Origin of the sequence: Massilia endophytica (assembly GCF_021165955.1) — a bacterium.
Classification (GTDB): Bacteria; Pseudomonadota; Gammaproteobacteria; order Burkholderiales; family Burkholderiaceae_D; genus Rugamonas; species Rugamonas endophytica.
In genome coordinates this window covers 4,462,570-4,484,870 of the sequence record NZ_CP088952.1, presented here as the reverse complement: position 1 = coordinate 4,484,870, position 22,301 = coordinate 4,462,570, and the positions used below count along the sequence as shown (strand labels likewise).

General features: G+C 66.1%; 19 protein-coding genes and 1 riboswitch. Of the genes, 13 read left to right on the top strand and 6 right to left on the bottom strand.

Features of this window, described 5'->3' with window-relative positions; genetic code table 11:
• Positions 1–16: 16 nt before the first annotated feature.
• Positions 17–1,072: a porin gene (locus LSQ66_RS20465; protein ID WP_231767010.1), complete on the bottom strand. Its 1,056-nt coding sequence runs from the start codon at positions 1,070–1,072 to the stop codon at positions 17–19.
• A 425-nt stretch (positions 1,073–1,497) separates the two neighbouring features.
• On the opposite strand from LSQ66_RS20465, the gene LSQ66_RS20460 reads away from it, so the two are divergent.
• The gene (locus LSQ66_RS20460) at positions 1,498–3,006 is read left to right on the top strand and encodes a tetratricopeptide repeat protein (RefSeq protein WP_231767009.1); all 1,509 of its coding nucleotides are present in this window, start codon (positions 1,498–1,500) and stop codon (positions 3,004–3,006) included.
• A gap of 3 nt (positions 3,007–3,009) precedes the next feature.
• Here LSQ66_RS20460 and dapF read toward each other — a convergent pair whose 3' ends face one another.
• From dapF to LSQ66_RS20445, 3 genes are read right to left on the bottom strand one after another with little or no spacing between them, the layout of a single operon-like run.
• Positions 3,010–3,873, bottom strand: coding sequence for a diaminopimelate epimerase (dapF, locus tag LSQ66_RS20455; protein WP_231767008.1), 864 nt, complete (start codon positions 3,871–3,873; stop codon positions 3,010–3,012).
• Positions 3,870–4,766, bottom strand: a complete 897-nt coding sequence (locus tag LSQ66_RS20450; protein ID WP_231767007.1) for an LpxL/LpxP family acyltransferase — start codon at positions 4,764–4,766, stop codon at positions 3,870–3,872. Before LSQ66_RS20450 ends, dapF begins: the two co-directional genes overlap by 4 nt.
• On the bottom strand, positions 4,763–5,611 hold the full coding sequence (locus LSQ66_RS20445) for a lysophospholipid acyltransferase family protein (protein WP_231767006.1): 849 nt from the start codon (positions 5,609–5,611) through the stop codon (positions 4,763–4,765). The genes LSQ66_RS20450 and LSQ66_RS20445 overlap by 4 nt, the downstream gene beginning before the upstream one ends.
• Positions 5,612–5,805: 194 nt before the next feature.
• Between LSQ66_RS20445 and metK the strand changes: the two genes are divergently transcribed.
• The 5 genes from metK to metF all read left to right on the top strand — a co-directional run bounded on the left by metK (position 5,806) and on the right by metF (position 10,753).
• On the top strand, positions 5,806–6,969 hold the full coding sequence (metK, locus tag LSQ66_RS20440; RefSeq protein ID WP_231767005.1) for a methionine adenosyltransferase: 1,164 nt from the start codon (positions 5,806–5,808) through the stop codon (positions 6,967–6,969).
• A gap of 76 nt (positions 6,970–7,045) precedes the next feature.
• Positions 7,046–7,867: a M14 family zinc carboxypeptidase gene (locus tag LSQ66_RS20435; RefSeq protein WP_231767004.1), complete on the top strand. Its 822-nt coding sequence runs from the start codon at positions 7,046–7,048 to the stop codon at positions 7,865–7,867.
• Between the two features lie 28 nt (positions 7,868–7,895).
• A riboswitch (S-adenosyl-L-homocysteine riboswitch) is annotated at positions 7,896–7,967 on the top strand.
• A 29-nt stretch (positions 7,968–7,996) separates the two neighbouring features.
• Entirely contained in the window at positions 7,997–9,406 is a 1,410-nt protein-coding gene (ahcY, locus tag LSQ66_RS20430; protein WP_231767003.1) for an adenosylhomocysteinase, read from the top strand.
• A 167-nt stretch (positions 9,407–9,573) separates the two neighbouring features.
• A complete protein-coding gene (locus LSQ66_RS20425; RefSeq protein ID WP_231767002.1) occupies positions 9,574–9,924 on the top strand; it encodes a phage holin family protein in 351 nt (116 codons plus the stop codon).
• Positions 9,917–10,753 carry a methylenetetrahydrofolate reductase [NAD(P)H] gene (metF, locus tag LSQ66_RS20420; RefSeq protein WP_231767001.1) on the top strand — a complete coding sequence of 279 codons (837 nt, stop codon included), beginning with the start codon at positions 9,917–9,919 and terminating at the stop codon, positions 10,751–10,753. Before LSQ66_RS20425 ends, metF begins: the two co-directional genes overlap by 8 nt.
• Here metF and LSQ66_RS20415 read toward each other — a convergent pair.
• Positions 10,740–11,270, bottom strand: a complete 531-nt coding sequence (locus LSQ66_RS20415) for a 5-formyltetrahydrofolate cyclo-ligase (protein ID WP_231767000.1) — start codon at positions 11,268–11,270, stop codon at positions 10,740–10,742. The genes metF and LSQ66_RS20415 overlap by 14 nt on opposite strands.
• Positions 11,271–11,370: 100 nt before the next feature.
• Here LSQ66_RS20415 and LSQ66_RS20410 point away from each other — a divergent pair, with 100 nt between their 5' ends.
• From LSQ66_RS20410 to LSQ66_RS20390, 5 genes are read left to right on the top strand one after another with little or no spacing between them, the layout of a single operon-like run.
• Complete coding sequence (locus LSQ66_RS20410) at positions 11,371–13,329, top strand: lytic transglycosylase domain-containing protein (protein ID WP_231766999.1); 1,959 nt, start codon at positions 11,371–11,373, stop codon at positions 13,327–13,329.
• A gap of 7 nt (positions 13,330–13,336) precedes the next feature.
• Positions 13,337–14,047, top strand: coding sequence for a glutathione S-transferase family protein (locus LSQ66_RS20405; protein WP_231766998.1), 711 nt, complete (start codon positions 13,337–13,339; stop codon positions 14,045–14,047).
• Positions 14,048–14,051: 4 nt separating this feature from the next.
• Positions 14,052–15,311, top strand: a complete 1,260-nt coding sequence (locus tag LSQ66_RS20400; RefSeq protein WP_231766997.1) for a multifunctional CCA addition/repair protein — start codon at positions 14,052–14,054, stop codon at positions 15,309–15,311.
• A complete protein-coding gene (locus LSQ66_RS20395; RefSeq protein ID WP_231766996.1) occupies positions 15,308–15,967 on the top strand; it encodes a GNAT family N-acetyltransferase in 660 nt (219 codons plus the stop codon). Before LSQ66_RS20400 ends, LSQ66_RS20395 begins: the two co-directional genes overlap by 4 nt.
• Positions 15,968–15,971: 4 nt before the next feature.
• Positions 15,972–16,886 (top strand): cupin-like domain-containing protein, encoded by a 915-nt coding sequence (locus tag LSQ66_RS20390; protein WP_231766995.1) that lies wholly within the window; start codon positions 15,972–15,974, stop codon positions 16,884–16,886.
• On the opposite strand, the gene LSQ66_RS20385 is transcribed toward LSQ66_RS20390, so the two are convergent.
• Positions 16,847–17,368 (bottom strand): Lrp/AsnC family transcriptional regulator, encoded by a 522-nt coding sequence (locus LSQ66_RS20385; protein WP_231766994.1) that lies wholly within the window; start codon positions 17,366–17,368, stop codon positions 16,847–16,849. The two genes, LSQ66_RS20390 and LSQ66_RS20385, sit on opposite strands and share 40 nt — an antisense overlap.
• A gap of 126 nt (positions 17,369–17,494) precedes the next feature.
• Between LSQ66_RS20385 and hppD the strand changes: the two genes are divergently transcribed.
• Complete coding sequence (gene hppD / locus LSQ66_RS20380) at positions 17,495–18,616, top strand: 4-hydroxyphenylpyruvate dioxygenase (protein WP_231766993.1); 1,122 nt, start codon at positions 17,495–17,497, stop codon at positions 18,614–18,616.
• Between the two features lie 92 nt (positions 18,617–18,708).
• Positions 18,709–22,272, top strand: coding sequence for an indolepyruvate ferredoxin oxidoreductase family protein (locus tag LSQ66_RS20375; protein WP_231766992.1), 3,564 nt, complete (start codon positions 18,709–18,711; stop codon positions 22,270–22,272).
• Positions 22,273–22,301: the final 29 nt, after the last annotated feature.

The following is a 22,301-nucleotide window of genomic DNA, read 5'->3' as shown; positions in this document are numbered from 1 at the left end:
TACCGCCCGGAGGCGATCAGAAGTTGTGGTGGATGCCCAGTGCGTAGTGTTTCTGGTTCACGTCGCTGGTCGCGGTGGCGGTCAGCGGGGTCTTCTTGCTGGCCAGGTCCACGTACAGGTAGGTGCGGGCCGACAGGCTGTACTCGTAGCCCACGGAGATCTGCTTGGTCTTCAGCTGGCCGTCCGGCGACTTCTGGCCGTAGCCGAACAGGAACTTGCCTGGGCCAACGGTGTAGTTGGCGCCCAGCACCCATGCGTCCACTTCGTTGTTGACGGCGACGGTGTGCTCCAGGTCCTGCTTGGTGTAGGTGGCCATCAGCTTCAGGGCGGTGGTCGGCTTGTACGAGGCGGCCATGGACCACAGCTTGGTCTCGATGGCGTTGCGCTCGGTTGCCAGCATGGCGGCGAACGGACCGTTGGTATAGGTCGCGCTGATCGAGTACGGGTTGGCCGAGGCCATGGCGTTCGCGCCGTACTGCGGAGCGGCGGCGGTGCCGCGGCCGATGATGGCGGGGCTGCCGTTGGCTTCCTTGCTGGCCACGTTCACGTTCAGCTGGAAGCCGTTCCACACGGGCGAGTTCCACCAGATGGCGTTGGAGAAGCGGTTGCCGGAGTTGCCCGCGGCGCTCAGCGGATCGCTGGTGTAGCCGGCCACTTGCAGGTTGGTCTGGTAGCCCGCCACGTTCGGCAGGCCGGACCATGGCTCGAAGGCGATGGTCGATTCCTGGTAGGCGGTCAGGCCACGGCCCAGGCGCACCGTACCGAAGGCGCCTTGCAGGCCCACGCGGCTCTGGCCCTGGAACAGGGGACGGGTGGTCGATTCGATGACGCCGGTGTCCGGCTCATAGCGGATCTCCAGCTGGAACAGGGCCTTCAGGCCGCTGCCCAGGTCTTCCACGCCGCGGAAGCCCAGCTTGTTGTTGTCGCGCTTGGTGATCTGGGTGGCGGTGTTGGCGGTATTGGTGGTCTTTTGGACGCCCGCGTCCAGCGTGCCGTAAATGACGACGGAGGACTGCGCATAGGCGCCGCCGAATGCACCCATCAATGCCAGAGCTACCAAGGATTTCTTCATTTTTCGTCCTTTTTAAGAATTGTGTCGGTCAAAAATCAACAAGCTGAGTGCGTCTCGAACACTCGGATGAGTGAAACCTTAATTGCTGCTCCCGTCCAGTGCGCAGGATTGGTTGATTATGAGCGCGAGTATTGGCAGAAAGCGAAAGATTGCGTTTTTCTTGTTGTATTTATGAAACGGTAAAACTACTAGGGTAAGGGCCTGCGGCAGAGGCCGCTTCCCTTCATTAATGAGCTAATTCTCCGTCTTGGCGCGGGCTTTCGGCCCGTTTCTGGGATTTGCGCTACGTCAACTTCTAGGCGAAAGCCCGCTTGGCGGCCTTCCATCCTCGTCTGCTTCTTATGGCAACATGGTCAGACCATAACAGCCGGTCTTCCACGGGAGCCCGGCAATATAAGAGAAGCGCACTTTCTTGGAGCCGATCGATGGCGAATCGTGAGGAGCTGGCAGTGATCCGCGGGGCGCGGGCGGGAGATGCCGCGTGCCAACTGAAACTGGGGCAGTTGTATCTGTTCGGCGGCGCGAGCCTGCCGCACAGCATGCCGACCGCCCTGCATTGGCTGAGCCGGGCGGCCGCCCAGGGCGAGGACCTGGCCTGGCGCCTGATCGGCGAGCATATTCCCTTCGAGTTTGCACAGCACTGCCGTCCGGCGGTACTGGACTGGTACGCCCAGGCGGCCGAGGCGGCCATTCCCGAGGCGGCCGTGACCCTGGCCCAGCTGGTGCTGCAGGGCCCCGTCCTCGAACAGCCCGGCCTGCGCGAGCGCCTGCTGCCCCGCCTCGAAGCTGCCGCCCGCCAGGGCTTTGCCGATGCGCGCTGGCTGCTGGCCCAGCTGCGTCCCGAACCGCAGCGCGAGCCGGCCCCCGCCGGATATACCCTGGCCGAGCCGCGCCGCTGGCCGAGCGACGGCAGCGCGGAGGAAGCCCAGTACGCCCTGCTGGAGCAGATCTGGAACGAGGAAGAAGGCGGCGAATTCCTGCAATGCGCGCTGCCCCTGGCGCGCAGCCTGCTGGCCGAGGCGCCGGCCGAAGCGGCCGCCTGGCAGGGCAGCGAGGCCCAGGTGCGGCTGCTCTCCCGCTGTGCCGAGGCCATGGCCGAGGAAGGGGAGGGCGAGGAGCTGGCGCGCATGCGCGAGCTGGCCGCCGCCGCAGGCGACCGCAACGCCCAGCTGGCCCTGGGGCTGGCCCTGGCCCGCATGAACTGCGAAGGCGAGCGCCTGCCGCAGGGCAGCGGCACGGTGAACTTCAAGCGCGCCATCCGCTGGCTCACCCAGGCGGGCGAGCAGGGCCTGGCGGACGCCTGGTATGCCCTGTCCCGCATCTATGTGAAACCGGAATTCTCCCAGCGCAGCGTGAGCGAGGCCCAGGCCTGCCTGGAGCGCGCGGCGGGCATGGGCCACAGCGGCGCCCAGCTCGAGTGCGGCATGCAGGCCTGGCGCACGCGCCGGGGCGGCGAACAGAATGATGTGAAGGCGGCCTACTGGCTGCAGAAGGCGGCGGCCCAGGGCAGCGCCGAGGCCCAGGCGGCGCTGGACCGCATCGCCCCGCCGCCCCCGGCCGCGGGCTGGGCGGAGCAGCTGATGCCCCTGCTGACGCGGGAGCTTTTCAGCAGCCAGCCCCTGCTGGCTGCCCGCATCGAGCTGGCGCGCACCTTCCAGCTGACGCGGGCCGAAGCCCTGCTGCTGGACGTGCGGTCGGCCGACCAGGGGCATTGTCTCGTGGTGGATATCCGCGCCGCCTATGGGCGCAGCAAGCGGCGGCTGGTGCTGGTGCGCAACGCCCAGCAGCGCCAGGCCCTGGACCGCATCGCCCGCCTGTTCGAACAAGTGGATTGCAGCCTCTCCGGGCCGGAAGGGAACTACCGCCAGCGCCTCTACCGCTTCAAGACCTGGCTGCTCTCCACGGCGCGCGGCAACGAGGCCATGGCGGCCTGACGCTCAGATCTCGATTTCGCCTTCGAACACCGTGACCGCAGGGCCGGTCATGAGCACCGGCTGGCCTTCGCCGGCCCAGGCGATGGAGAGCCGGCCGCCGCGCGCATCCACGCGCACGGGCGAATCGAGCAGGCCGCGCCGGATGCCCGCCACCACCGCCGCGCAGGCGCCGGTGCCGCAGGCCAGGGTTTCGCCCGCGCCCCGCTCGAACACGCGCAGGCGGATATGGTGGCGGTCCATGAGCTGCATGAAGCCCGCGTTCACGCGCTGCGGGAAGTGGGGGTGGTGCTCGATCAGGGGGCCGGTCAGTTCCACCGGCGCGGTGTCCACATCGGCCACCACCTGCACGGCGTGCGGATTGCCCATCGAGACCACCGACACCAGCACTGTTTCCTTCTCTCCGCCCAGCTCCAGCACCAGGGGCCAGAGCGTGTCGCGGCCTTCGCGCTGGCCCTGCAGGCCCTCGGTATCGAAGGGCACGCGCTCCGGTTCCAGCACGGGCGGGCCCATGTCCACCGTCACGCTGCCGTCGTCTTCCAGGCGGGGCGAGATCACGCCCTTCATGGTTTCGACGGAGATGCTGCGGCGGTCGGTCAGGCCTTTCTCGGTCACGAACTTCACGAAGGCGCGCGCGCCGTTGCCGCACTGTTCCACCTCGCCGCCGTCGCTGTTGAAGATGCGGTAGCGGAAATCGCAGCCCGGCGTGGCCGACTTCTCCACCACGAGCATCTGGTCCGCGCCCACGCCGAAGCGGCGGTCGCCCAGCGCCTTCCACTGCGCGGGCGACAGGTCGAGCTGCTGGTTGATGGCGTCGATCACGACGAAGTCGTTGCCCGCGCCGTGCATCTTGGTGAATTTGAGTTTCATCGCTTGTTCGAGTAGAAGGAAGGTTCGCCCTCGGGACGGGTCTTGAAGCGCTTGTGGGTCCAGAAGTACTCCGCAGGCGCTTCGCGCACGCGGTCCTCGATGAACTCGTTCATGCGGCGGGTTGCGGCGACCATGTCCGGGCCCGGGTAATTGTCCCACACTGGATAAAACTTGACGCGCCATCCACGGTAACCGGGCAGGAAGGTGGCGATCACGGGCATGACCTGGGCGCCGGTGGTGGCCGCAATGCGGGCCGTGGCCGTCAGGGTGGCGGCGGGAATGCCGAAGAAGGGCACGAATTCCGCATCCTTCTCGCCGAAATCCATGTCCGGCAGCATGAAATAGGGCAGGTGCTCGCGCAGGGCGCGCAGGATGGGCTTGATGCCGTCCTGGCGCGTGAACAGCTTCACTGGGCGGAAGCGCGCGCGGCCTTCGCGCAGCACCTTGTCGAAGTCGGCGTTCTTCTGCTGCACATACATGGACGAGGCGCTCGCTTCCATGGCGATGGCGGCGCCGCCCACATCCAGGCACACGAAGTGCGGGCAGAGGAGGATGGTGGGCTTTTCCGTCATGGCCGCCACGGGGATCTGGCCGGGCGGCATGCCTTCGCTGGTCTCGATCTCGATCAGGCGCTTGAGGCGGGACTCCGGCGCCCACCACAGGATCGCGCGCTCGAACACGCTGCGCGAATAGGCCTGGAAGTGCTGGCGCGCCAGGCTGCGGCGCTCCGCCTCCGAGAGTTCGGGCATGCACAGGCGCAGGTTGGTCAGCGCGATTTCGCGGCGCGGCCCCATCACGATGAAGAGCAGGCTGCCCACCAGGTCGCCGAAGCGTCCCAGCACGGGCAGGGGCAGCCAGTGCAGCAGCCACATGAAGCCAAGCAGGATCTTCATGCCGCCTCCTGCGCAGGCGCGGCCACGCCGGCCGGCACCTTGTAGCGGTTGTAGCTCCAGTAGTACTGCGCCGGGTTGCGGGCGATGAGCTGCTCCATGGCCGCATTGATGGCGCGCGCCTGCTGGGCGCTGTCGCCGTCCAGCGAGCCGGTGAAGGGCACGAAGCGGATGATGTAGCCGCGGCCCAGCGGCAGGCGCTCGGCATAGGTGACGATGACGACCGCATCCCCCAGCTGCGCCATCTTGGCGGGCAGGGTCATGGTGTAGGCGGCCTTGCCGAAGAAGTCGGCCCACACGCCTTCGCCTTCCTGCGGCACCTGGTCGGGCAGCAGGCCGATGGGCAGGCCCTTCTTCAGGAACTTGGCCAGCATGCGCACCCCGCCCATGTTGGCGGGCGCCAGCAGCAGGTTCTTGCGGGCGCGGGCGCCTTCGATCAGGGGCTTCATCGCCTCCTTCTTCGGCGGCCGGTACATCACCATGAGCTCCTGGCGCAGCGCAATCTCCTGCGCCACGATCTCGAAGCAGCCCAGGTGCGGGGTCAGGAAGACGATGCCGCGGCCCGCATCCAGCGTGCTTTGCACCAGCTCCCAGTTCTCGATGCGGGCGCGGCGCGATACGCGGGCCGGGTCGGCGCACCAGATGAAGGGCAGCTCGGCAATGGCCTTGCCCGCCTCGGCCACGGCCTGCGGCAGATGCTGCTCAAAGCCCGCGCGCGCCATGTTTTCCCGCATGCGGCGGCGCACGGACGGCGATAGCAGATAGACCAGCCATCCCAGGGCGGAGCCCAGGGCGTGCAAAACTGGCAATGGAAAGATTGAAAAGAAACGGAAAGTGGCTAACAGCATGGAGGTGTTTATCAGCAACGGATTTTTACGTTGCCCTACCCAAAAATTTTTGAAGAAGCGTAAAATACCACGACAAGCAGCAACCGCCGAGTTAACAGACAACTTGCGAGGCGGAATACAAATCTCGCTAAAGCGTCGCAAGGCCGTTGTGGTGGTTGCGACAGTACTATCAACCAGACACACAGGAGCTTGCGATGTCTAACGATTACCTCTTCACTTCCGAATCCGTCTCGGAAGGCCATCCCGACAAAGTCGCCGACCAGATTTCCGACGCCATCCTGGACGCCATCCTGGCCCAGGACCCGAAGGCGCGCGTGGCCGCCGAAACGCTGTGCAACACCGGCCTGGTGGTGCTGGCGGGCGAGATCACGACCCACGCCAACGTCGACTACATCCAGGTCGCGCGCGAAACCATCAAGCGCATCGGCTACGACAACACCGAATACGGCATCGACTACAAGGGCTGCGCCGTGCTGGTGGCCTACGACAAGCAGTCGCCGGACATCGCCCAGGGCGTGGACGAAGGCGCGGGCATCGACCTGGACCAGGGCGCCGGCGACCAGGGCCTGATGTTCGGCTATGCCTGCGACGAGACCCCGGAACTGATGCCTGCCGCGATCTACTACTCGCACCGCCTGGTGGAGCGCCAGTCGCAGCTGCGCAAGGACGGCCGCCTGCCATGGCTGCGTCCCGACGCCAAGTCCCAGGTCACCCTGCGCTATGTCGATGGCCGCCCGGTGGCCGTGGACACCGTGGTCCTCTCCACCCAGCACGCGCCTGAAATGCACCACAAGCAGATCGAGGAAGCGGTGATCGAAGAGATCATCCGTCCCGTGCTGCCGCGCGAATGGCTGAAGGACACCAAATTCCTGGTCAACCCGACCGGCCGCTTCGTCATCGGCGGCCCGCAGGGCGACTGCGGCCTGACCGGCCGCAAGATCATCGTCGACACCTACGGCGGCGCAGCGCCCCACGGCGGCGGCGCCTTCTCCGGCAAGGACCCGTCCAAGGTTGACCGTTCGGCAGCTTACGCCGCGCGCTACGTGGCCAAGAACATTGTGGCCGCAGGCCTGGCGCGCCAGTGCCAGGTGCAGGTGTCCTACGCCATCGGCGTGGCGCGCCCGATCAACATCACCGTCTACACCGAAGGCACGGGCGTGATTGCGGACGAGAAGATCGCAGCCCTGGTGCACGAGTACTTCGACCTGCGCCCGAAAGGCATCGTGCAGATGCTGGACCTGCTGCGTCCTATCTACCAGAAGACCGCCGCCTACGGCCACTTCGGCCGCGAAGAGCCGGAGTTCAGCTGGGAGCGCACGGACAAGGCAGCAGCGCTGCGCGCCGCCGCCGGCCTGTAAGTGCTAGAGTGACAAGCGCCCGGATACTCCGGGCGCTTTTTTCTTTTGGGGTGCCGAAATCGCTGCGAACCGCATTGTGGGAGCTCTGGCCCTGGCGCTGCTGGCGCCGGGCTTCGCCCTGGCCGGCGCACAGGCCGACCAGCTGTGTTCAAGGCTGAGCGAACGCCTGCCCGGCGTATCGCGCGCGGACTGCCAGTCCAGCGGCCTGCGGGCCACGGGCGCGCAGTCGCACAAGGGCCAGCCCATCCTGGTGCGCGAGATTCCGCCCGGGCCGGGCGCCGAGGCGCCCCTGCGCGTGCTGCTGCTGGGCGGCATCCACGGCGACGAGCCCACCGCCTCGGCCATCGTCTTCCGCTGGATGAACTGGATGGAGCGCCCCATCGCCCGCAGCTTCCACTGGCGCATCGCCCCGGCCGTCAATCCCGACGGCCTGCTGGCGCCCAGGGCCACGCGCGTGAACGCCAGGGGCGTGGACCTGAACCGCAATTTCCCCACGCCGGGCTGGGAACGCGAGGCGCCCGCCTACTGGGCGCGCCGCACGGGCAGCGATCCGCGCCGCTTCCCCGGCAAGACGCCGCTCTCCGAGCCGGAGAGCCGCTGGATCAGCGAGGAGATCGAACGCTTCAAGCCGGACATCATCATCTCCGTGCACGCGCCCTTCGGCGTGCTCGATTTCGACGGCCCGGCCCCCGTGCCGCAGCGCTTCGGGCGCCTGCGTTTCAACCGCGTGGGCGTCTATCCCGGCTCGCTGGGCAACTACCTTGGCCTTTCCCGCAACACCCCGGTGATCACCCTGGAACTGCCGCACGCCCAGGCCCTGCCGCCGCCCGCCGAGCAGCAGCGCATCTGGGCCGATATGCTGAGCTGGATCCGGCGCAACGTGAACCGGACTTCCTGAACGGCAGGCAGATCAGGTAGAATGGCGGTTCTCCGAGGAGCGTTGCGACGGGTGCACTCATCCGCCAGGCTCGGGATTCTGCAAACCGCGCTCACGTTACTTCATTCAACTTACTGAAAGGAGGGCGTGATGAACGCCGGACTCAAACAAGACTACATCATTGCCGACATCGGTCTCGCCGACTGGGGCAATAAAGAAATCAAGATCGCCGAAACCGAAATGCCGGGCCTGATGGCGATCCGCGAGGAATTCGCCGCCAAGCAGCCCCTGAAGGGCGCGCGCATCACCGGTTCCCTGCACATGACCATCCAGACCGCGGTGCTGATCCAGACGCTCGAAGCGCTGGGCGCACAGGTGCGCTGGGCGTCCTGCAATATCTACTCGACCCAGGACCACGCCGCCGCCGCCATCGCCGCCAACGGCACCCCGGTGTTCGCCGTGAAGGGCGAAACCCTGGACGACTACTGGGACTACACCCACCGCATCTTCGAATGGCCGGGCGAAGGCGTGTACTCGAACATGATCCTGGACGACGGCGGCGACGCCACCCTGCTGCTGCACCTGGGCGCGCGCGCCGAGAAGGACATCTCGGTGCTGGACAATCCGGGTTCGGAAGAAGAGATCTGCCTGTTCAAGTCCATCAAGGCCCACCTGGCCAAGGACGCGAACTGGTACTCCAAGCGCCTGCCGCATATCCTCGGCGTGACCGAAGAGACCACCACCGGCGTGCACCGCCTGTACCAGATGCACAAGGAAGGCAAGCTGGCCTTCCCGGCCATTAACGTGAACGACTCCGTCACCAAGTCCAAGTTCGACAACCTGTACGGCTGCCGCGAGTCCCTGGTGGACGGCATCAAGCGCGCGACCGACGTCATGATCGCCGGTAAGATCGCCGTGATCGCAGGCTACGGCGACGTGGGCAAGGGCTCGGCCCAGGCCATGCGCGCCCTCTCCGCGCAGGTGTGGGTGACCGAGATCGACCCGATCTGCGCCCTGCAGGCCGCGATGGAAGGCTACCGCGTGGTGACCATGGACTACGCCGCCGAACATGGCGACATCTTCGTCACCTGCACCGGCAACTACCACATCCTCACCGAGCAGCACATGCTGAAGATGAAGGACCAGGCCATCGTCTGCAACATCGGCCACTTCGACAACGAGATCGACGTCGCCTCGCTGAAGAAGTACAAGTGGGAGAACATCAAGCCCCAGGTGGACCATGTGATCTTCCCGGACGGTAAGCGCATCATCATCCTGGCCGAAGGCCGCCTGGTGAACCTGGGCTGCGGCACGGGCCACCCGTCGTACGTGATGTCGTCCTCCTTCGCCAACCAGACCATCGCGCAGATCGAGCTGTTCTCGAACACCAAGGCCTACCCGGTCGGCGTGTACACCCTGCCGAAGCACCTGGACGAGAAAGTGGCGCGCCTGCAGCTGAAGAAGCTGAACGCGCAGCTCACCACCCTGACGGAAGAGCAGGCTGCCTACATCAACGTGAAGGTCGACGGTCCGTACAAGCCGGATCACTACCGCTATTAATCAATCCGGGACAGATGGGGACGGACCCCGCATGGGGTCTGTCCCCGAACACCCGGTCCGCCACCGAACACAGTCGGCTGACCATGTTCGGTGGCGGACCAGGATACCGGGGACAGACCCTGTACAGGGTCCGTCCCCTCTGTCCTCAAGTCGCGAGGCTTACCACTATGCGTTTGGTCCTGACCTGGTTTATCAATGCCGCGGCGCTCTTCGCAGTGCCCTACCTGATGCATTCCGTCGATGTCACAAGCGTCGGCACGGCCCTGATTGCGGCGCTCATCCTGGGCCTGGTGAATACCCTGATCCGCCCGCTGCTCCTGCTGCTTACCCTGCCTGTGACCGTGCTGTCGCTGGGCCTCTTCATCTTCGTCGTCAACGGATTCATGTTCTGGATGGTGGCGCAGCTGGTGGATGGCTTCCATGTCGATAGCTTCTGGGCGGCGATCGGCGGAGCCTTGCTGTACAGCGTGATCTCCTGGGCCCTTTCCACACTGTTGTTGAAAGACGCCGATGGCTAACCATAATTTCAGTATCGAGTTCTTCCCGCCCAAAACGGCGGAGGGCGCGGAGAAGCTGCGCGCCACGCGCGCCAAGCTCTCCGAGCTGCATCCCAAGTATTTTTCCGTCACCTTCGGCGCCGGCGGCACCACCCAGCAGGGCACGCTGGACACGGTGCTCGAAATCCTGGCCGCAGGCGAGGACGCCGCGCCCCACCTCTCCTGCGTGGGCGGCACGCGCGAATCCATCCGCGCCATCCTGCAGCAGTACAAGTCGCACGGCATCAAGCGCCTGGTGGCGCTGCGCGGCGACCTGCCCAGCGGCTATGGTGCGGCGGGCGAGTTCCGCTATGCGAACGAGCTGGTGGAGTTCGTGCGCGCCGAAACGGGCGACTGGTTCCACATCGAGGTGGCGGCCTATCCCGAGGTGCACCCGCAGGCGAAGTCGCCGCAGGACGACCTGCAGAACTTCGTGCGCAAGGTGAAGGCGGGCGCCAATGCCGCCATCACGCAGTACTTCTACAACGCGGACGCCTATTTCCAGTTCGCCGACAATGCCCGCAAGGCAGGCGTGGACGTGCCCATCGTGGCAGGCATCATGCCCATCACGAACTACACGCAGCTCATGCGCTTCTCGGACATGTGCGGCGCCGAGATCCCGCGCTGGGTGCGCCTGAAGCTGGCCAGCTTCGGCGACGACAGCGCCTCGATCAAGGCCTTCGGCCTGGACGTGGTGACCCAGCTGTGCGAACGCCTGCTCGCGGGCGGCGCGCCCGGCCTGCACTTCTACAGCATGAACCAGGCGGCGGCCACCACGGCCCTGTGGGAGCGCCTCGTCACGCCTCGGTGATGATGCTGTCCAGCGGGATATCGTGCGCGTCGCTGCCGAATTCGGCGGCGAGGCAGGAATAGGCGATGCCCACCGTGGCCGGGCGAGGCTCGCGCGCCAGCGTCCGGTCGTAGAATCCGCCGCCGTATCCCAGGCGGTAGCCCGCGCTGTTGTAGCCCAGGCAGGGCACAAGCAGCGCGGCCGGCGGCGCATCCAGCCGCAGGTGGGCGGGCACCGCAATCCCCATCGCGTCCTTCACCATCGATTCGCCGATCTCCCAGTCCGCGAACTCCAGCGCCGCGTCGCGCTGCACCACCACCGGCAGCAGCAGGCGCACGCCCAGCCGCGCCAGCTCGGCGTAGGCCGCATGCAGGTCCGGCTCGTCGCGCAGCGGCCAGTACACGCCCAGGGCTTCCACGCGGCTCCGCTGCCACCATTGCACCACATGGCGGCAGATGTCCGCGTCCCAGCGGGCCCTCAGCTCGGCCGGAAGTTCGCGCCGCGCAGCCAGCAGCTGCTTGCGCAGGCTGGCCTTCACTTCGGCCCCTGTCTGTGCGTTGGAGGCTGGTAGCCCGGCGGCCCCGCGTGGTATTCTTGAATCGCTGCTCATATGGCTGAATTACAGAGAGAGTCGTACATTGATTTCCAAGTCGAAATGGATAGCCGGCGCACTGCTCGCAGCGGCCTGCCTTACTGCCTTTGCCCAGGACGGCGACACCAGGAAGGAAGACGATGCCTTCCTGCTCCTGCGCGACTCGGTGCGGCGCGACGACGCCAGCAAGGCCGAATTCTACGCGGCCCGCCTCGCGAACTACGCGATCCCGTCCTATGTCGACTATTATCGGCTGAAATCGCATTTCCGCGACGCCAGCGCCGCCGAGATCCTGGACTTCCTGAAGCGTTACGAAGGCAGCGCCATCGCCGACCGCCTGCGCAACGACTGGCTCCTTGAACTGGGCCGCAAGCGCGACTGGGCCATGTTCGACCAGCAGCAGCCGCTCTTCGTGCTGGACGACGACCTGCAGGTGAAGTGCTACACCCTGCTGTCCCGCCTGAGCAAGGGCCAGAACGTGGCGAACGAGGCGCGCGCGCTGCTGGTCAATCCGCCCAACTACGGCGAGGGCTGCGGCGCCCTGATCGCCGCGCTGTCCCAGACCCGCCAGTTCAGCGCCGAGGACCTGTGGGCCCAGGTGCGCCTCGCGGGCGAGATGAACGCCACGGGGCCCGCGCGCCGCACCATCATCCTCCTGAACGGCTCGGACAAGAAAATCGCGCAGGCCATCGACCTGCCTGCCGTGGCCCTGGCCAAGGGAGCCGGCCAGACGAAGGACGAGCACGAGGCCTTCCTGGTCGCCGTCGGCCGCGCCGCCAAGACCAGCATCAAGCTCTCCGTGCTGGCGCTGAAGAAGGCGCTGCCCAAACTCACGCCGCAGGAGCGGGCCATCGGCTGGGCCAATATCGCCCTGCAGGCCTCGTACGTGATCGCGCCCGAGACTTCCGAATACTGGCGCCAGTCCAGCGGCGCACCGCTCTCCATCGACCAGTTCCAGTGGAAGGCGCGCTCCGCGATGCGCGATGGCGACTGGAGCCTGCTGCGCCAGACCATCGCCGCCATGCCCGCCAGCCTGCGCGCCGATCCCACCTGGATCTACTGGAACGCGCGCGCCATGGCGGCCGAAGCGCGCGGCAACACGCCCGAAGTGCTGGCGCTTTACCGCAGCATCGCCGACCGCCAGGACTATTACGGCCTGCTGGCCGCCGAGGAGCTGGGCCGCAACGTGTCCATCCCCGCGCCTGGCGCTCCGCCCACGCCTGCCGAAATCGCCGCCATCGCCGCCAGCCCCGGCTTCCAGCGTGCCCTGAAGTTCTTCGACCTGCGCCTGCGCTTCGAAGGCACGCGCGAGTGGAACTGGGAAGTGCGCCGCCTGAACGAGCGCGAACTGATCGCCGCGGCCGAATACGCGCGCCAGAACCATATCCTGGACCGCATGGTGTACACGGCGGAACGCACGCGGGTACAGGCCGACTACACGCACCGTTACCCCGCGCCGCACGACGACATCATGGCGCCCACCACGCGCACCCTGGGCCTGGACCGCGCCTGGGTCTATGGCCTGATCCGCCAGGAATCGCGCTTCATCATGAACGCGCAGTCGAGCGTGGGCGCTTCGGGCCTGATGCAGGTGATGCCGTCCACGGGCCGCTGGGTCGCCAAGAAGATCGGCCTCACGGACTTCGTGCAGGACATGCTCACCGACGTGCGCACCAATATCCTGCTGGGCGCGAACTACATGAACATGGTCCTGGGCAGCATGGACGGCTCGCAGGTACTGGCAACGGCGGCCTACAATGCGGGCCCCGGCCGCCTGCGCTCCTGGCGCTCCTCGCTCACGAAACCGATGGACGCCACCGTCTTCATCGAAACCATGCCTTATTACGAGACGCGCTCGTACGTGAAGAACGTGATGACGAACGCCACCTATTATGCGGCCCTCTTCGAAGGCAAGCCGCAGTCGCTCAAGGCGCGCCTCGGCGTGGTGACGCCGAAGGGCTATACCCAGCAGGAACAGCAGCAGACCACTTTCAGCAGCCGATAACACTTACATGCACACTACCCAACTCGACCCCACCCTGAGCCAGACCCTGGCGGCGGCCCGCGCCCCCGGCCTGACCCTCGTCATCGGCAACAAGAACTACTCTTCCTGGTCCATGCGGCCCTGGGTGCTGCTGCACGCCTTCGGCATCCCCTTCCAGGAAGTGCGCGTGCTGCTGGACCAGCCGGATACGGCCAACAACATCGCCCGCTACAGCGCGAGCGGCCGCGTGCCCGTGCTGCTGGCGGGCGAAATCGCCATCTGGGACAGCCTGGCCATCTGCGAGTATCTCGCCGAGCAGTTCCCGGACGAGCACCTGTGGCCGCGCGACGTGGCGGCACGCGCCCTGGCGCGCTCCGTCTGCGCCGAAATGCATTCGAGCTTCAGCAGCCTGCGCAGCACTATGTCCATGAACATCAAGGCCAGCTTCCCCGGCAAGGGCCGCACGGCCGCGACCCAGGCGGACATTGGCCGCATCAGCGAGATCTGGGAAGAGTGCCTGAGCCGCTTCGGCCACAACCAGTTCCTGTTCGGCGACTTCTCGGTGGCGGACGCCTTCTACGCGCCCGTGGTCATGCGCTTCAAGACCTACGGCGTGGTGCTGCCGCCCGCGCTGAACGCGTACTGCGAGCGCGTGCGCAACCATCCCGCCGTGGCGCGCTGGGTGGAGGAGGCGCTGGCCGAGCAGGAGGCGCTGCCGAAGTACGACACGCTGGACTGATGCAATGAAAACCTATGTCGTCGGCGGCGCCGTGCGCGACGAGCTGCTTGGCCTGCCGGTCAAGGACCACGACCACGTGGTGGTCGGCGCCACCCCCGACGACATGGTGCGGCAGGGCTTCCGCCCCGTAGGCAAGGACTTCCCTGTCTTCCTCCATCCGCAGACGCAGGAGGAATACGCCCTGGCCCGCACCGAACGCAAGACGGCGCCAGGCTACAAGGGCTTCGTCTTCCACACCTCGCCGGACGTGACGCTGGAGGACGACCTCGTGCGGCGCGACCTCACCATCAATGCGATGGCCCGCGCAGAAGACGGCACGCTTACCGATCCCTTCAACGGCCAGCAGGACGTGCGCGACCGCATCTTCCGCCACGTCTCCGATGCCTTTGCCGAGGACCCGGTGCGCATCCTGCGCGTCGCCCGCTTCGCGGCGCGCTATCCCGAATTCCGCGTGGCGCCCGAAACCAATGCGCTCATGCGCAAGATGGTGGACGAGGGCGAAGTGGATGCCCTGGTGCCCGAGCGCGTGTGGCAGGAGCTTTCACGCGGCCTGATGGAACAGAAGCCCTCGCGCATGCTCCAGGTGCTGCGCGACTGCGGCGCCCTGGCCCGCATCGTTCCGGAGCTGGACCGCCTGTGGGGCGTGCCACAGCCCGAGAAGTGGCATCCCGAGATCGACACCGGCATCCACATGGAGCAGGTCGCGGACTATGCCGCCTCGCAGGCTTATGAGCTGCCTGTGCGTTTCGCGGCGCTGCTGCACGACCTGGGCAAGGGCGCAACGCCGCCGGAGAAATGGCCGTCCCACCACGGCCATGAAGGGCTGGGTGTGGAGCTGGTGGGGGAGGTCTGCAAGCGCCTGCGCGCGCCCACGGATTGCCGCGACCTGGCGGTGATGACCGCGCGCGACCACGGCAACGTGTCGCGCGCGCTGGAATTGCGCCCGCGCACCATCGTGACCCTCTTCGAACGCTGCGACGCCTTCCGCAAGCCCGCGCGCTTCGGCCAGATGCTGCTGGCATCCGAATGCGATGCGCGCGGCAGGGAAGGGCCTTCCGGCAGTTTCCGCGACAAGCCCTATCCTCAGCGGCCTTATCTCGAGAAGGCGCTGGAAGCGGCGCGCGGCGTCAACGCGGGCGAGATCGCGCAGGGCCTGGCCGAGCGCCCGGAGCGTATTCCCGAGATGATCCGCCGCGCCCGTGTCGTGGCGGTGAAGGAAGCCATCGGCGACCAGGGACCCGACGAAGAGGACGGCGAGGCATGACCCTGAACTTCTTCCGCTGGCTCGGAGAGTCGCCGCAGCGTCCGGCCGTGCCCATCAAGGAACTGCGCGAGCGCGACCGCCGCCGCATGCTGCGCCATTTTCTGGCCCTGGAACAGCAGGACCGCGTGCTGCGCTTCGGCTCCCACCTGAACGACGAGCAAGTCACGAAGTACGTGATGGGCATTAATTTCGAGCGCGATATCGTGTTCGGCGTCTACAACCGCACCTTCAAGCTGGTGGCGGTCGGCCATCTCGCCTTCGCGCCCAAGCCCGCCGAGAGCACCACAGAGAAGGACAGGGTGGCGGAGTTCGGCGTGTCGGTGCTGAAGTCCGCGCGCGGCCTGGGCATCGGCTCGCGCATGTTCGAGCGCGCCAACATCGTCTGCCGCAACAACGACGTGGATACGCTCTACATGCACTGCCTGGCCTCCAACCAGACCATGATGCATATCGCGAAGAAGGCGGGTATGGAGATCCACCGCGATTACGGCGAGGCGGACGCCTACCTGAAACTCGGTCCCGCCGACCCGGCCAGTGTGCTGCAGGAAGCGATGCAGGAGCAGCTGGCCACGCTCGATTACGCGCTCAAGGCCAATGTGCGGCGTGCCACCAAGCTGTGGGAACGCCTGCCCGGCCGCCGGAAACGCACAGACTAGCCAGATGTCCAACGAGAAGACTTCACCGCGGCTGCCGCCGCGATTGCACGTTCCCGCATCGCCGGAAGAGATCATCGCCCGCAGGCAGGCGCAGGAGCGCAGGGACGCCCAGGTGCGCGGCGTCGCCTCGATCCATGAAATGCGGGAAGCGATCAGGCAGGCCGCCCGCACCCTCCCGCCCCTGTCCGAAGTGCCGCGCGTGCGGGCGCCCGATGCCGCGGCCTTCCGTGCGCGCGCCGAAGAAGGCCTGCCATTCCTCATCACTGGGCTTGTCGGCAAGTGGCCGTTGTCCGCCCACCCGCCTGAAATCCTGCGCGAGCGCTTCGGCCACCTGCACGTGCGGGCACGGGTGGGCGACTACATCAACACGGCGTTCGCGCCCGACCGGGCCATGCAGGACATGACGATGCTGGAGTATCTCGATCTTGCCGCAGCCGGAACGCAGGACCTGCCGCCCTACCTGGGGAACCTGGAGCTGCGCGAGTTGAACAGCCTGTGCCACTGGCCTGCCTACTTCGGGAAAATGGGGCCGCCCCGTTTCTGGATCGGTCCCGCAGGAACCGTGACGCCGCTGCACTGCGATTACGACGACAATATCTTCGCCCAGATCTGGGGCACGAAGCGCATCTGCCTGGCGCCGCCGCACCACGACGAATTCCTGTACGTGCGCGAGGCGAACGCCATTCTCTTCGGTTCCCCCTTCGACCCGGAGGCGCCGGATTACGACCGCTTCCCGCTGGCGCGGCAGGCCGCTATCGTGGAGTGCATCGTCAATCCCGGCGACATGCTGTATGTGCCGGCCGGGTGGTATCACCAGGTGCGCTCGCTGGCCTTTTCCCTGTCGTCCAACCGCTGGGCCAGGGCGATGCCGCTGGCGCTTCAGACCAATGGCAGGGCGGTGGTGTCCTTGATGCGCTGAAGGGCGAAGGAGGATTTCACGTCCAGCACCGCCGGGTGGCGCAGCAGCGTCGCCATCATGAAGCGGGAGAAGTGGTCCATGTCCTCCACGTGGACGCGCAGCAGGTAGTCCATTTCGCCCGTCATCGCGTAGCAGGCCACCACTTCCGGCCATTGTTCCACCGCCACCGCGAAATCGGCGCGGGGCGAAGCCGTTCCCGCCAGGGCGCCGAGGGCGCGCGCATTGCTCTGGGCCGCGCCGTCGCTGTGCTTTTCCAGCCGCACGTTCACGTAGGCCAGCAGGCCCAGGCCGATCTTGTCCGGATCCAGCAGGGCCACGTACTGGCGGATCACGCCTTCTTCCTCCAGCCGCTTGATGCGGCGCAGGCAAGGGGAGGGCGAGAGGTTCACCTGCTCGGCCACGTCCTGGTTGGACAGGCGGCCATCCGTCTGCAGAATGGACAAAATCTTGCGGTCGGTCTTATCCAGCGAAATCTTGGACATCTTTCCCCCATAAAGTGCGTGCCTGGGCAATATTATTGCTCAAAACCTGCAGAGTAGGGAAATGTTTGCAATTTAATTCTGCGATCCGGCGACTATACTGAGCGCTATTCTGCAAGGAGACGCAATATGCAATTCACGCCCTGGGAAAACCCGATGGGGACCGACGGCTTCGAGTTCGTCGAGTACGCAGCACCAGACCCCAAAGCGCTTGGCGCCCTGTTCGAACGGATGGGTTTCACCGCCATCGCACGCCACCGCACCAAGGATGTGACCCTGTACCGCCAGGGCGACATCAACTTCATCATCAATGCCGAGCAGGACTCCTTCGCCCAGCGCTTTGCCCGCATCCACGGCCCTTCCGTGTGCGCCATTGCGATCCGCGTGCAGGACGCCGCCTTTGCCTACAAGCGCGCCCTGGAACTGGGCGCCTGGGGCTTCGACAACAAGACCGGCCCGATGGAGCTGAACATCCCTGCCATCAAGGGCGTGGGCGACTCCCTGCTGTACCTTGTGGACCGCTGGCGCGGCAAGCCGGGCGTAACGCCTGGCGGCATCGGCGACATCAGCATCTACGATGCGGACTTCGTGGCCATTCCGGGCGCCGAACCCAATCCGAAGGGCAACGGCCTGACCTACATCGACCACCTGACCCACAATGTGCACCGCGGCCGCATGAAGGAGTGGGCCGACTTTTATGAGCGCCTGTTCAACTTCCGCGAGATCCGCTACTTCGACATCGAAGGCAAGCTGACCGGCCTGAAGTCGAAGGCCATGACTTCGCCTTGCGGCAAGGTGCGCATTCCTATCAACGAATCGTCGGACGACAAGTCGCAGATCGCGGAATACCTGAACGAATACCACGGCGAAGGCATCCAGCACATCGCCCTGGGCACGGACGACATCTACGGCGCCGTGCAGGGCATGAAGGATGCGGGCGTGGTCTTCCAGGACACGATCGAAACCTATTACGAGCTGGTGAACCGCCGCGTGCCGAACCACGGCGAGAACCTCGAAGAGCTGCGCCGCCTGCGCATCCTCATCGACGGCAAGGCGAAGTCGGAAACGGAACGCGAGCTGTTGCTGCAGATCTTCACGCAGAACGTGATCGGCCCGATCTTCTTCGAGATCATCCAGCGCAAGGGCGACCAGGGCTTCGGCGAAGGCAACTTCCGCGCCCTGTTCGAATCGATTGAACTCGACCAGATCCGCCGCGGCGTTCTCGAGGACCCGAGCAAGACGCCAGCCTGATACACGCAGCATCGGCAGCACGACAAGCCGGCAGCCCCGCGCAAGACGGGGCGCCGGCTTTGGCACTTTGAAGAATATTGGAGACAGATAGTATGAACGCACCCCTGAAAGGGACGGAGCTCAACGCCCAGGCCCAGGAAGTTTCGCTGGACGACAAGTGGACCCTGGAGCGCGGCCGCGCCTTCATGACCGGCACCCAGGCCCTGATCCGCCTGCCCATGATGCAGCGCGAGCGCGACCTGAAGGCGGGCCTGAACACGGCCGGTTACATCACCGGCTACCGCGGCTCTCCCGTCACCAGCGTGGACATGACGGCGATGAAGGCGAAGAAGCACCTGGACGCACACCACGTCAAATTCCATCCCGGCATGAACGAAGACCTGGCGGCGACGGCCGTGTGGGGCACGCAGCAGACCAATCTTTTCCCGGACGCGAAATACGACGGCGTCTTCGCCATGTGGTACGGCAAGGGCCCCGGCGTGGACCGCTGCGGCGACGTGTTCAAGCACGCCAACAACGCAGGTTCCGCGCGCCATGGCGGCGTGCTGGTGCTGGCGGGCGACGACCATGCGGCGAAGTCCTCCTCCACCGCCCACCAGTCCGACCATATCCTGACCGCCTGCGGCATTCCCGTGCTCTATCCGTCCTCGGTGCAGGAATACATCGACTACGGCCTGCACGCCTGGGCCATGAGCCGCTACACGGGCCTGTGGGTGTCGATGAAGTGCGTGACCGACATTATCGAATCGGGCGCCGTGGTGGACTTCGATCCGGACCGCGTGCAGATCGCCATGCCGGACGACTTCGAGCTGCCGCCGGGCGGCCTGAATATCCGCTGGCCGGACACGGTGCTGGACCAGGAAGTGCGCATGAACAGCTACAAGTGGTACGCGGCCCTGGCCTATGTGCGCGCCAATAAGCTGAACAGGATCATCTGGGACAGCCCGAAGCCGAAGATCGGCATCATCACCGCGGGCAAATCCTACCTCGACACCCGCCAGGCGCTGGCGGACCTGGGCATCGACGAGCAGGCCGCCGCCGACATCGGCATCCGCCTGTACAAGATCGGCATGACCTGGCCGCTGGAAGCGGACGGCGTGCACGAATTCGCGCGCGGCCTGGACGAGATCATCGTGGTGGAAGAGAAGCGCCAGATCCTGGAATACGCGCTGAAGGAGGAGCTCTACAACCTGCCGGACAGCGAACGCCCCCGCGTGGTGGGCAAGTTCGACGACACGGGCGAATGGTCCAACAAGCACCGCAGCGGCCACGGCGACTGGCTCCTGCCCGCCACCTATGAGCTGAACCCGGCGCAGATCGCGCGCGCCATCGCCAGCCGCATCATGCACTACTGCGACGGCCATCCCGTGGCGGCGCGTGTGAAGGAGCGCATCGCCTACCTGGAAGCCAAGGAGCTGCTGCTGAACAGCGTTCCGGCCAAGCCGAATCCGCAGACCGACCGCACGCCCTTCTTCTGCTCCGGCTGCCCGCACAATACCTCCACCAAGGTGCCGGAAGGCTCGCGCGCGCTGGCAGGCATCGGCTGCCACTACATGGTGCTGTGGATGGACCGCGAAACCTCCACCTTCACCCATATGGGCGCGGAAGGCGTGACCTGGGTGGGCCAGGCGCCGTTCACGAACGAGAAGCACGTGTTCACCAACTTGGGCGACGGCACCTACTTCCACTCCGGCATCCTGGCGATCCGTGCGGCCGTGGCGGCCAAGGTGAACATTACCTACAAGATCCTGTACAACGACGCCGTGGCCATGACGGGCGGACAGAACGTGGACGGCCCGCTCGATCCGGGCATGATCTCGCGCCAGATCGCGGCCGAAGGCGTGAACCCCATCATCGTGGTGACGGACGATCCCGAGAAGTATCCGGACGATTACGCCTGGGCGCCCGGCGTCACCGTGCGCCACCGCTCGGAGCTGATGGACGTGCAGCGCGAACTGCGCGACAAGCCGGGCGTGTCCGCCATGATCTACGACCAGACCTGCGCCTCCGAGAAGCGCCGCCGCCGCAAGCGCAACGAATATCCGGACCCCGCCAAGCGCGCGGTGATCAACGAGGCCGTGTGCGAAGGCTGCGGCGACTGCTCCGCGCAGTCGAACTGCCTCTCGGTGGAGCCGCTGGAAACGGAACTGGGCCGCAAGCGCCAGATCAACCAGTCCTCCTGCAACAAGGACTTCTCCTGCACCACCGGCTTCTGCCCGAGCTTCGTCACGGTGGAAGGCGGCGCGCTGAAGAAGCCGAAGAAGGCCGCGCAGGGCGAAGCGGCCATGCCGCCGCTGCCCGCGCCTCAGCTGCCGTCGACCGAGCAGCCTTTCGGCATCCTGATCACCGGCATCGGCGGCACGGGCGTCGTTACCGTGGGCCAGATCCTGGCTGTCGCGGCGCACGTTGAGGGCAAGGGAGCCGTAGTGCTGGACATGAGCGGCCTGGCGCAGAAGGGCGGCCCCGTGATGTCGCACGTGCGCCTGGCGGACCGCCAGTCCGACCTGCACTCGACCCGCGTGGGCACCGGCAATGCGGACCTCGTGATCGGCTGCGACCAGATCGTGACCGCCAGCCGCGACGCCCTGTCGCGCATGGGCGAAGGCCGCACCTGGGCCGCCATCAACTCCACGGGCGCCACCACCGCGGCTTTCGTGAAGAACCCGGACTGGCAATTCCCCGGCGCTTCCTCGCAGGGCGAGATCACGCGCGCCTGCGGCAAGGAGCATGTGGACTTCGTGGACGCAGGCCATATCGCGACCGCGCTGATGGGCGACTCCATCGCCACCAATATGTTCATGCTGGGCTACTGCTTCCAGAAGGGCCATGTGCCGCTGGGCGAGGCGGCGCTGATGAAAGCCATCGAACTCAATAACGTGTCGGTCGGCTTCAACAAGGCCGCCTTCAACTGGGGCCGCTACGCCGCCCACGATATCGCTGCGGTGACGAAGCTCGCCACCCCGGCCAAGGTCATCGAGTTCAAGCGCTCGCAGACGCTGGACGAGGTGGTGGCGCGCCGCATCGAGCTGCTCACGGCCTACCAGAACCCTGCCTACGCGCAGCAGTACAAGGCCTTCGTGGACCAGGTGCGCGCGGCGGAGGGCAAGCTGGGCAACCAGCAGTTCAAGCTGACCGAGGCTGTGGCCCGCTACCTGTACAAGCTGATGGCCTACAAGGACGAATACGAAGTGGCCCGCCTGCATACCGACCCCGCCTTCCGCGCGAAGATCGAAGGCATGTTCGAAGGCGACTACAAGCTCAAGTTCCACCTTGCCCCGCCGCTGCTGGCGAAGCACGACAAGGACGGCCATCTGATCAAGCAGGAGTTCGGGCCGTGGATGATGGGCGCCTTCCGCGTGCTGGCGAAGCTCAAGGGCCTGCGCGGCACGCCGCTCGACATCTTCGGCTATACCGCCGAACGCCGCATGGAGCGTGCGCTGATCGGCGAATACCGCGCCACCGTGGAAGGGCTGCTGGCGAAGCTGAGCCAGGAGAATCTGGCGACCGCCGTGTCCATCGCCCGCATTCCGGAGGACATTCGCGGCTACGGCCACGTGAAGGAGCGCCACCTGAAGGCAGCCAGGCAGAAGGAAGCCTCGCTGCTGGCGGCCTTCCATGCGCCGGTACTGCAGCAGGCGGGGAGCAGCGCCGCCTGATCCTTGCAATACGGCATTGCTATAATGCC

Excerpts from the sequence above, each read along its gene's own strand:
- LSQ66_RS20465 (WP_231767010.1), bottom strand. The coding sequence starts at position 1,072 with ATGAAGAAATCCTTGGTAGCTCTGGCATTGATGGGTGCATTCGGCGGC.
- LSQ66_RS20460 (WP_231767009.1), top strand. The coding sequence starts at position 1,498 with ATGGCGAATCGTGAGGAGCTGGCAGTGATCCGCGGGGCGCGGGCGGGA.
- dapF (WP_231767008.1), bottom strand. The coding sequence starts at position 3,873 with ATGAAACTCAAATTCACCAAGATGCACGGCGCGGGCAACGACTTCGTC.
- LSQ66_RS20450 (WP_231767007.1), bottom strand. The coding sequence starts at position 4,766 with ATGAAGATCCTGCTTGGCTTCATGTGGCTGCTGCACTGGCTGCCCCTG.
- LSQ66_RS20445 (WP_231767006.1), bottom strand. The coding sequence starts at position 5,611 with ATGCTGTTAGCCACTTTCCGTTTCTTTTCAATCTTTCCATTGCCAGTT.
- metK (WP_231767005.1), top strand. The coding sequence starts at position 5,806 with ATGTCTAACGATTACCTCTTCACTTCCGAATCCGTCTCGGAAGGCCAT.
- ahcY (WP_231767003.1), top strand. The coding sequence starts at position 7,997 with ATGAACGCCGGACTCAAACAAGACTACATCATTGCCGACATCGGTCTC.
- LSQ66_RS20425 (WP_231767002.1), top strand. The coding sequence starts at position 9,574 with ATGCGTTTGGTCCTGACCTGGTTTATCAATGCCGCGGCGCTCTTCGCA.
- metF (WP_231767001.1), top strand. The coding sequence starts at position 9,917 with ATGGCTAACCATAATTTCAGTATCGAGTTCTTCCCGCCCAAAACGGCG.
- LSQ66_RS20405 (WP_231766998.1), top strand. The coding sequence starts at position 13,337 with ATGCACACTACCCAACTCGACCCCACCCTGAGCCAGACCCTGGCGGCG.
- LSQ66_RS20400 (WP_231766997.1), top strand. The coding sequence starts at position 14,052 with ATGAAAACCTATGTCGTCGGCGGCGCCGTGCGCGACGAGCTGCTTGGC.
- LSQ66_RS20395 (WP_231766996.1), top strand. The coding sequence starts at position 15,308 with ATGACCCTGAACTTCTTCCGCTGGCTCGGAGAGTCGCCGCAGCGTCCG.
- LSQ66_RS20390 (WP_231766995.1), top strand. The coding sequence starts at position 15,972 with ATGTCCAACGAGAAGACTTCACCGCGGCTGCCGCCGCGATTGCACGTT.
- LSQ66_RS20385 (WP_231766994.1), bottom strand. The coding sequence starts at position 17,368 with ATGTCCAAGATTTCGCTGGATAAGACCGACCGCAAGATTTTGTCCATT.
- hppD (WP_231766993.1), top strand. The coding sequence starts at position 17,495 with ATGCAATTCACGCCCTGGGAAAACCCGATGGGGACCGACGGCTTCGAG.
- LSQ66_RS20375 (WP_231766992.1), top strand. The coding sequence starts at position 18,709 with ATGAACGCACCCCTGAAAGGGACGGAGCTCAACGCCCAGGCCCAGGAA.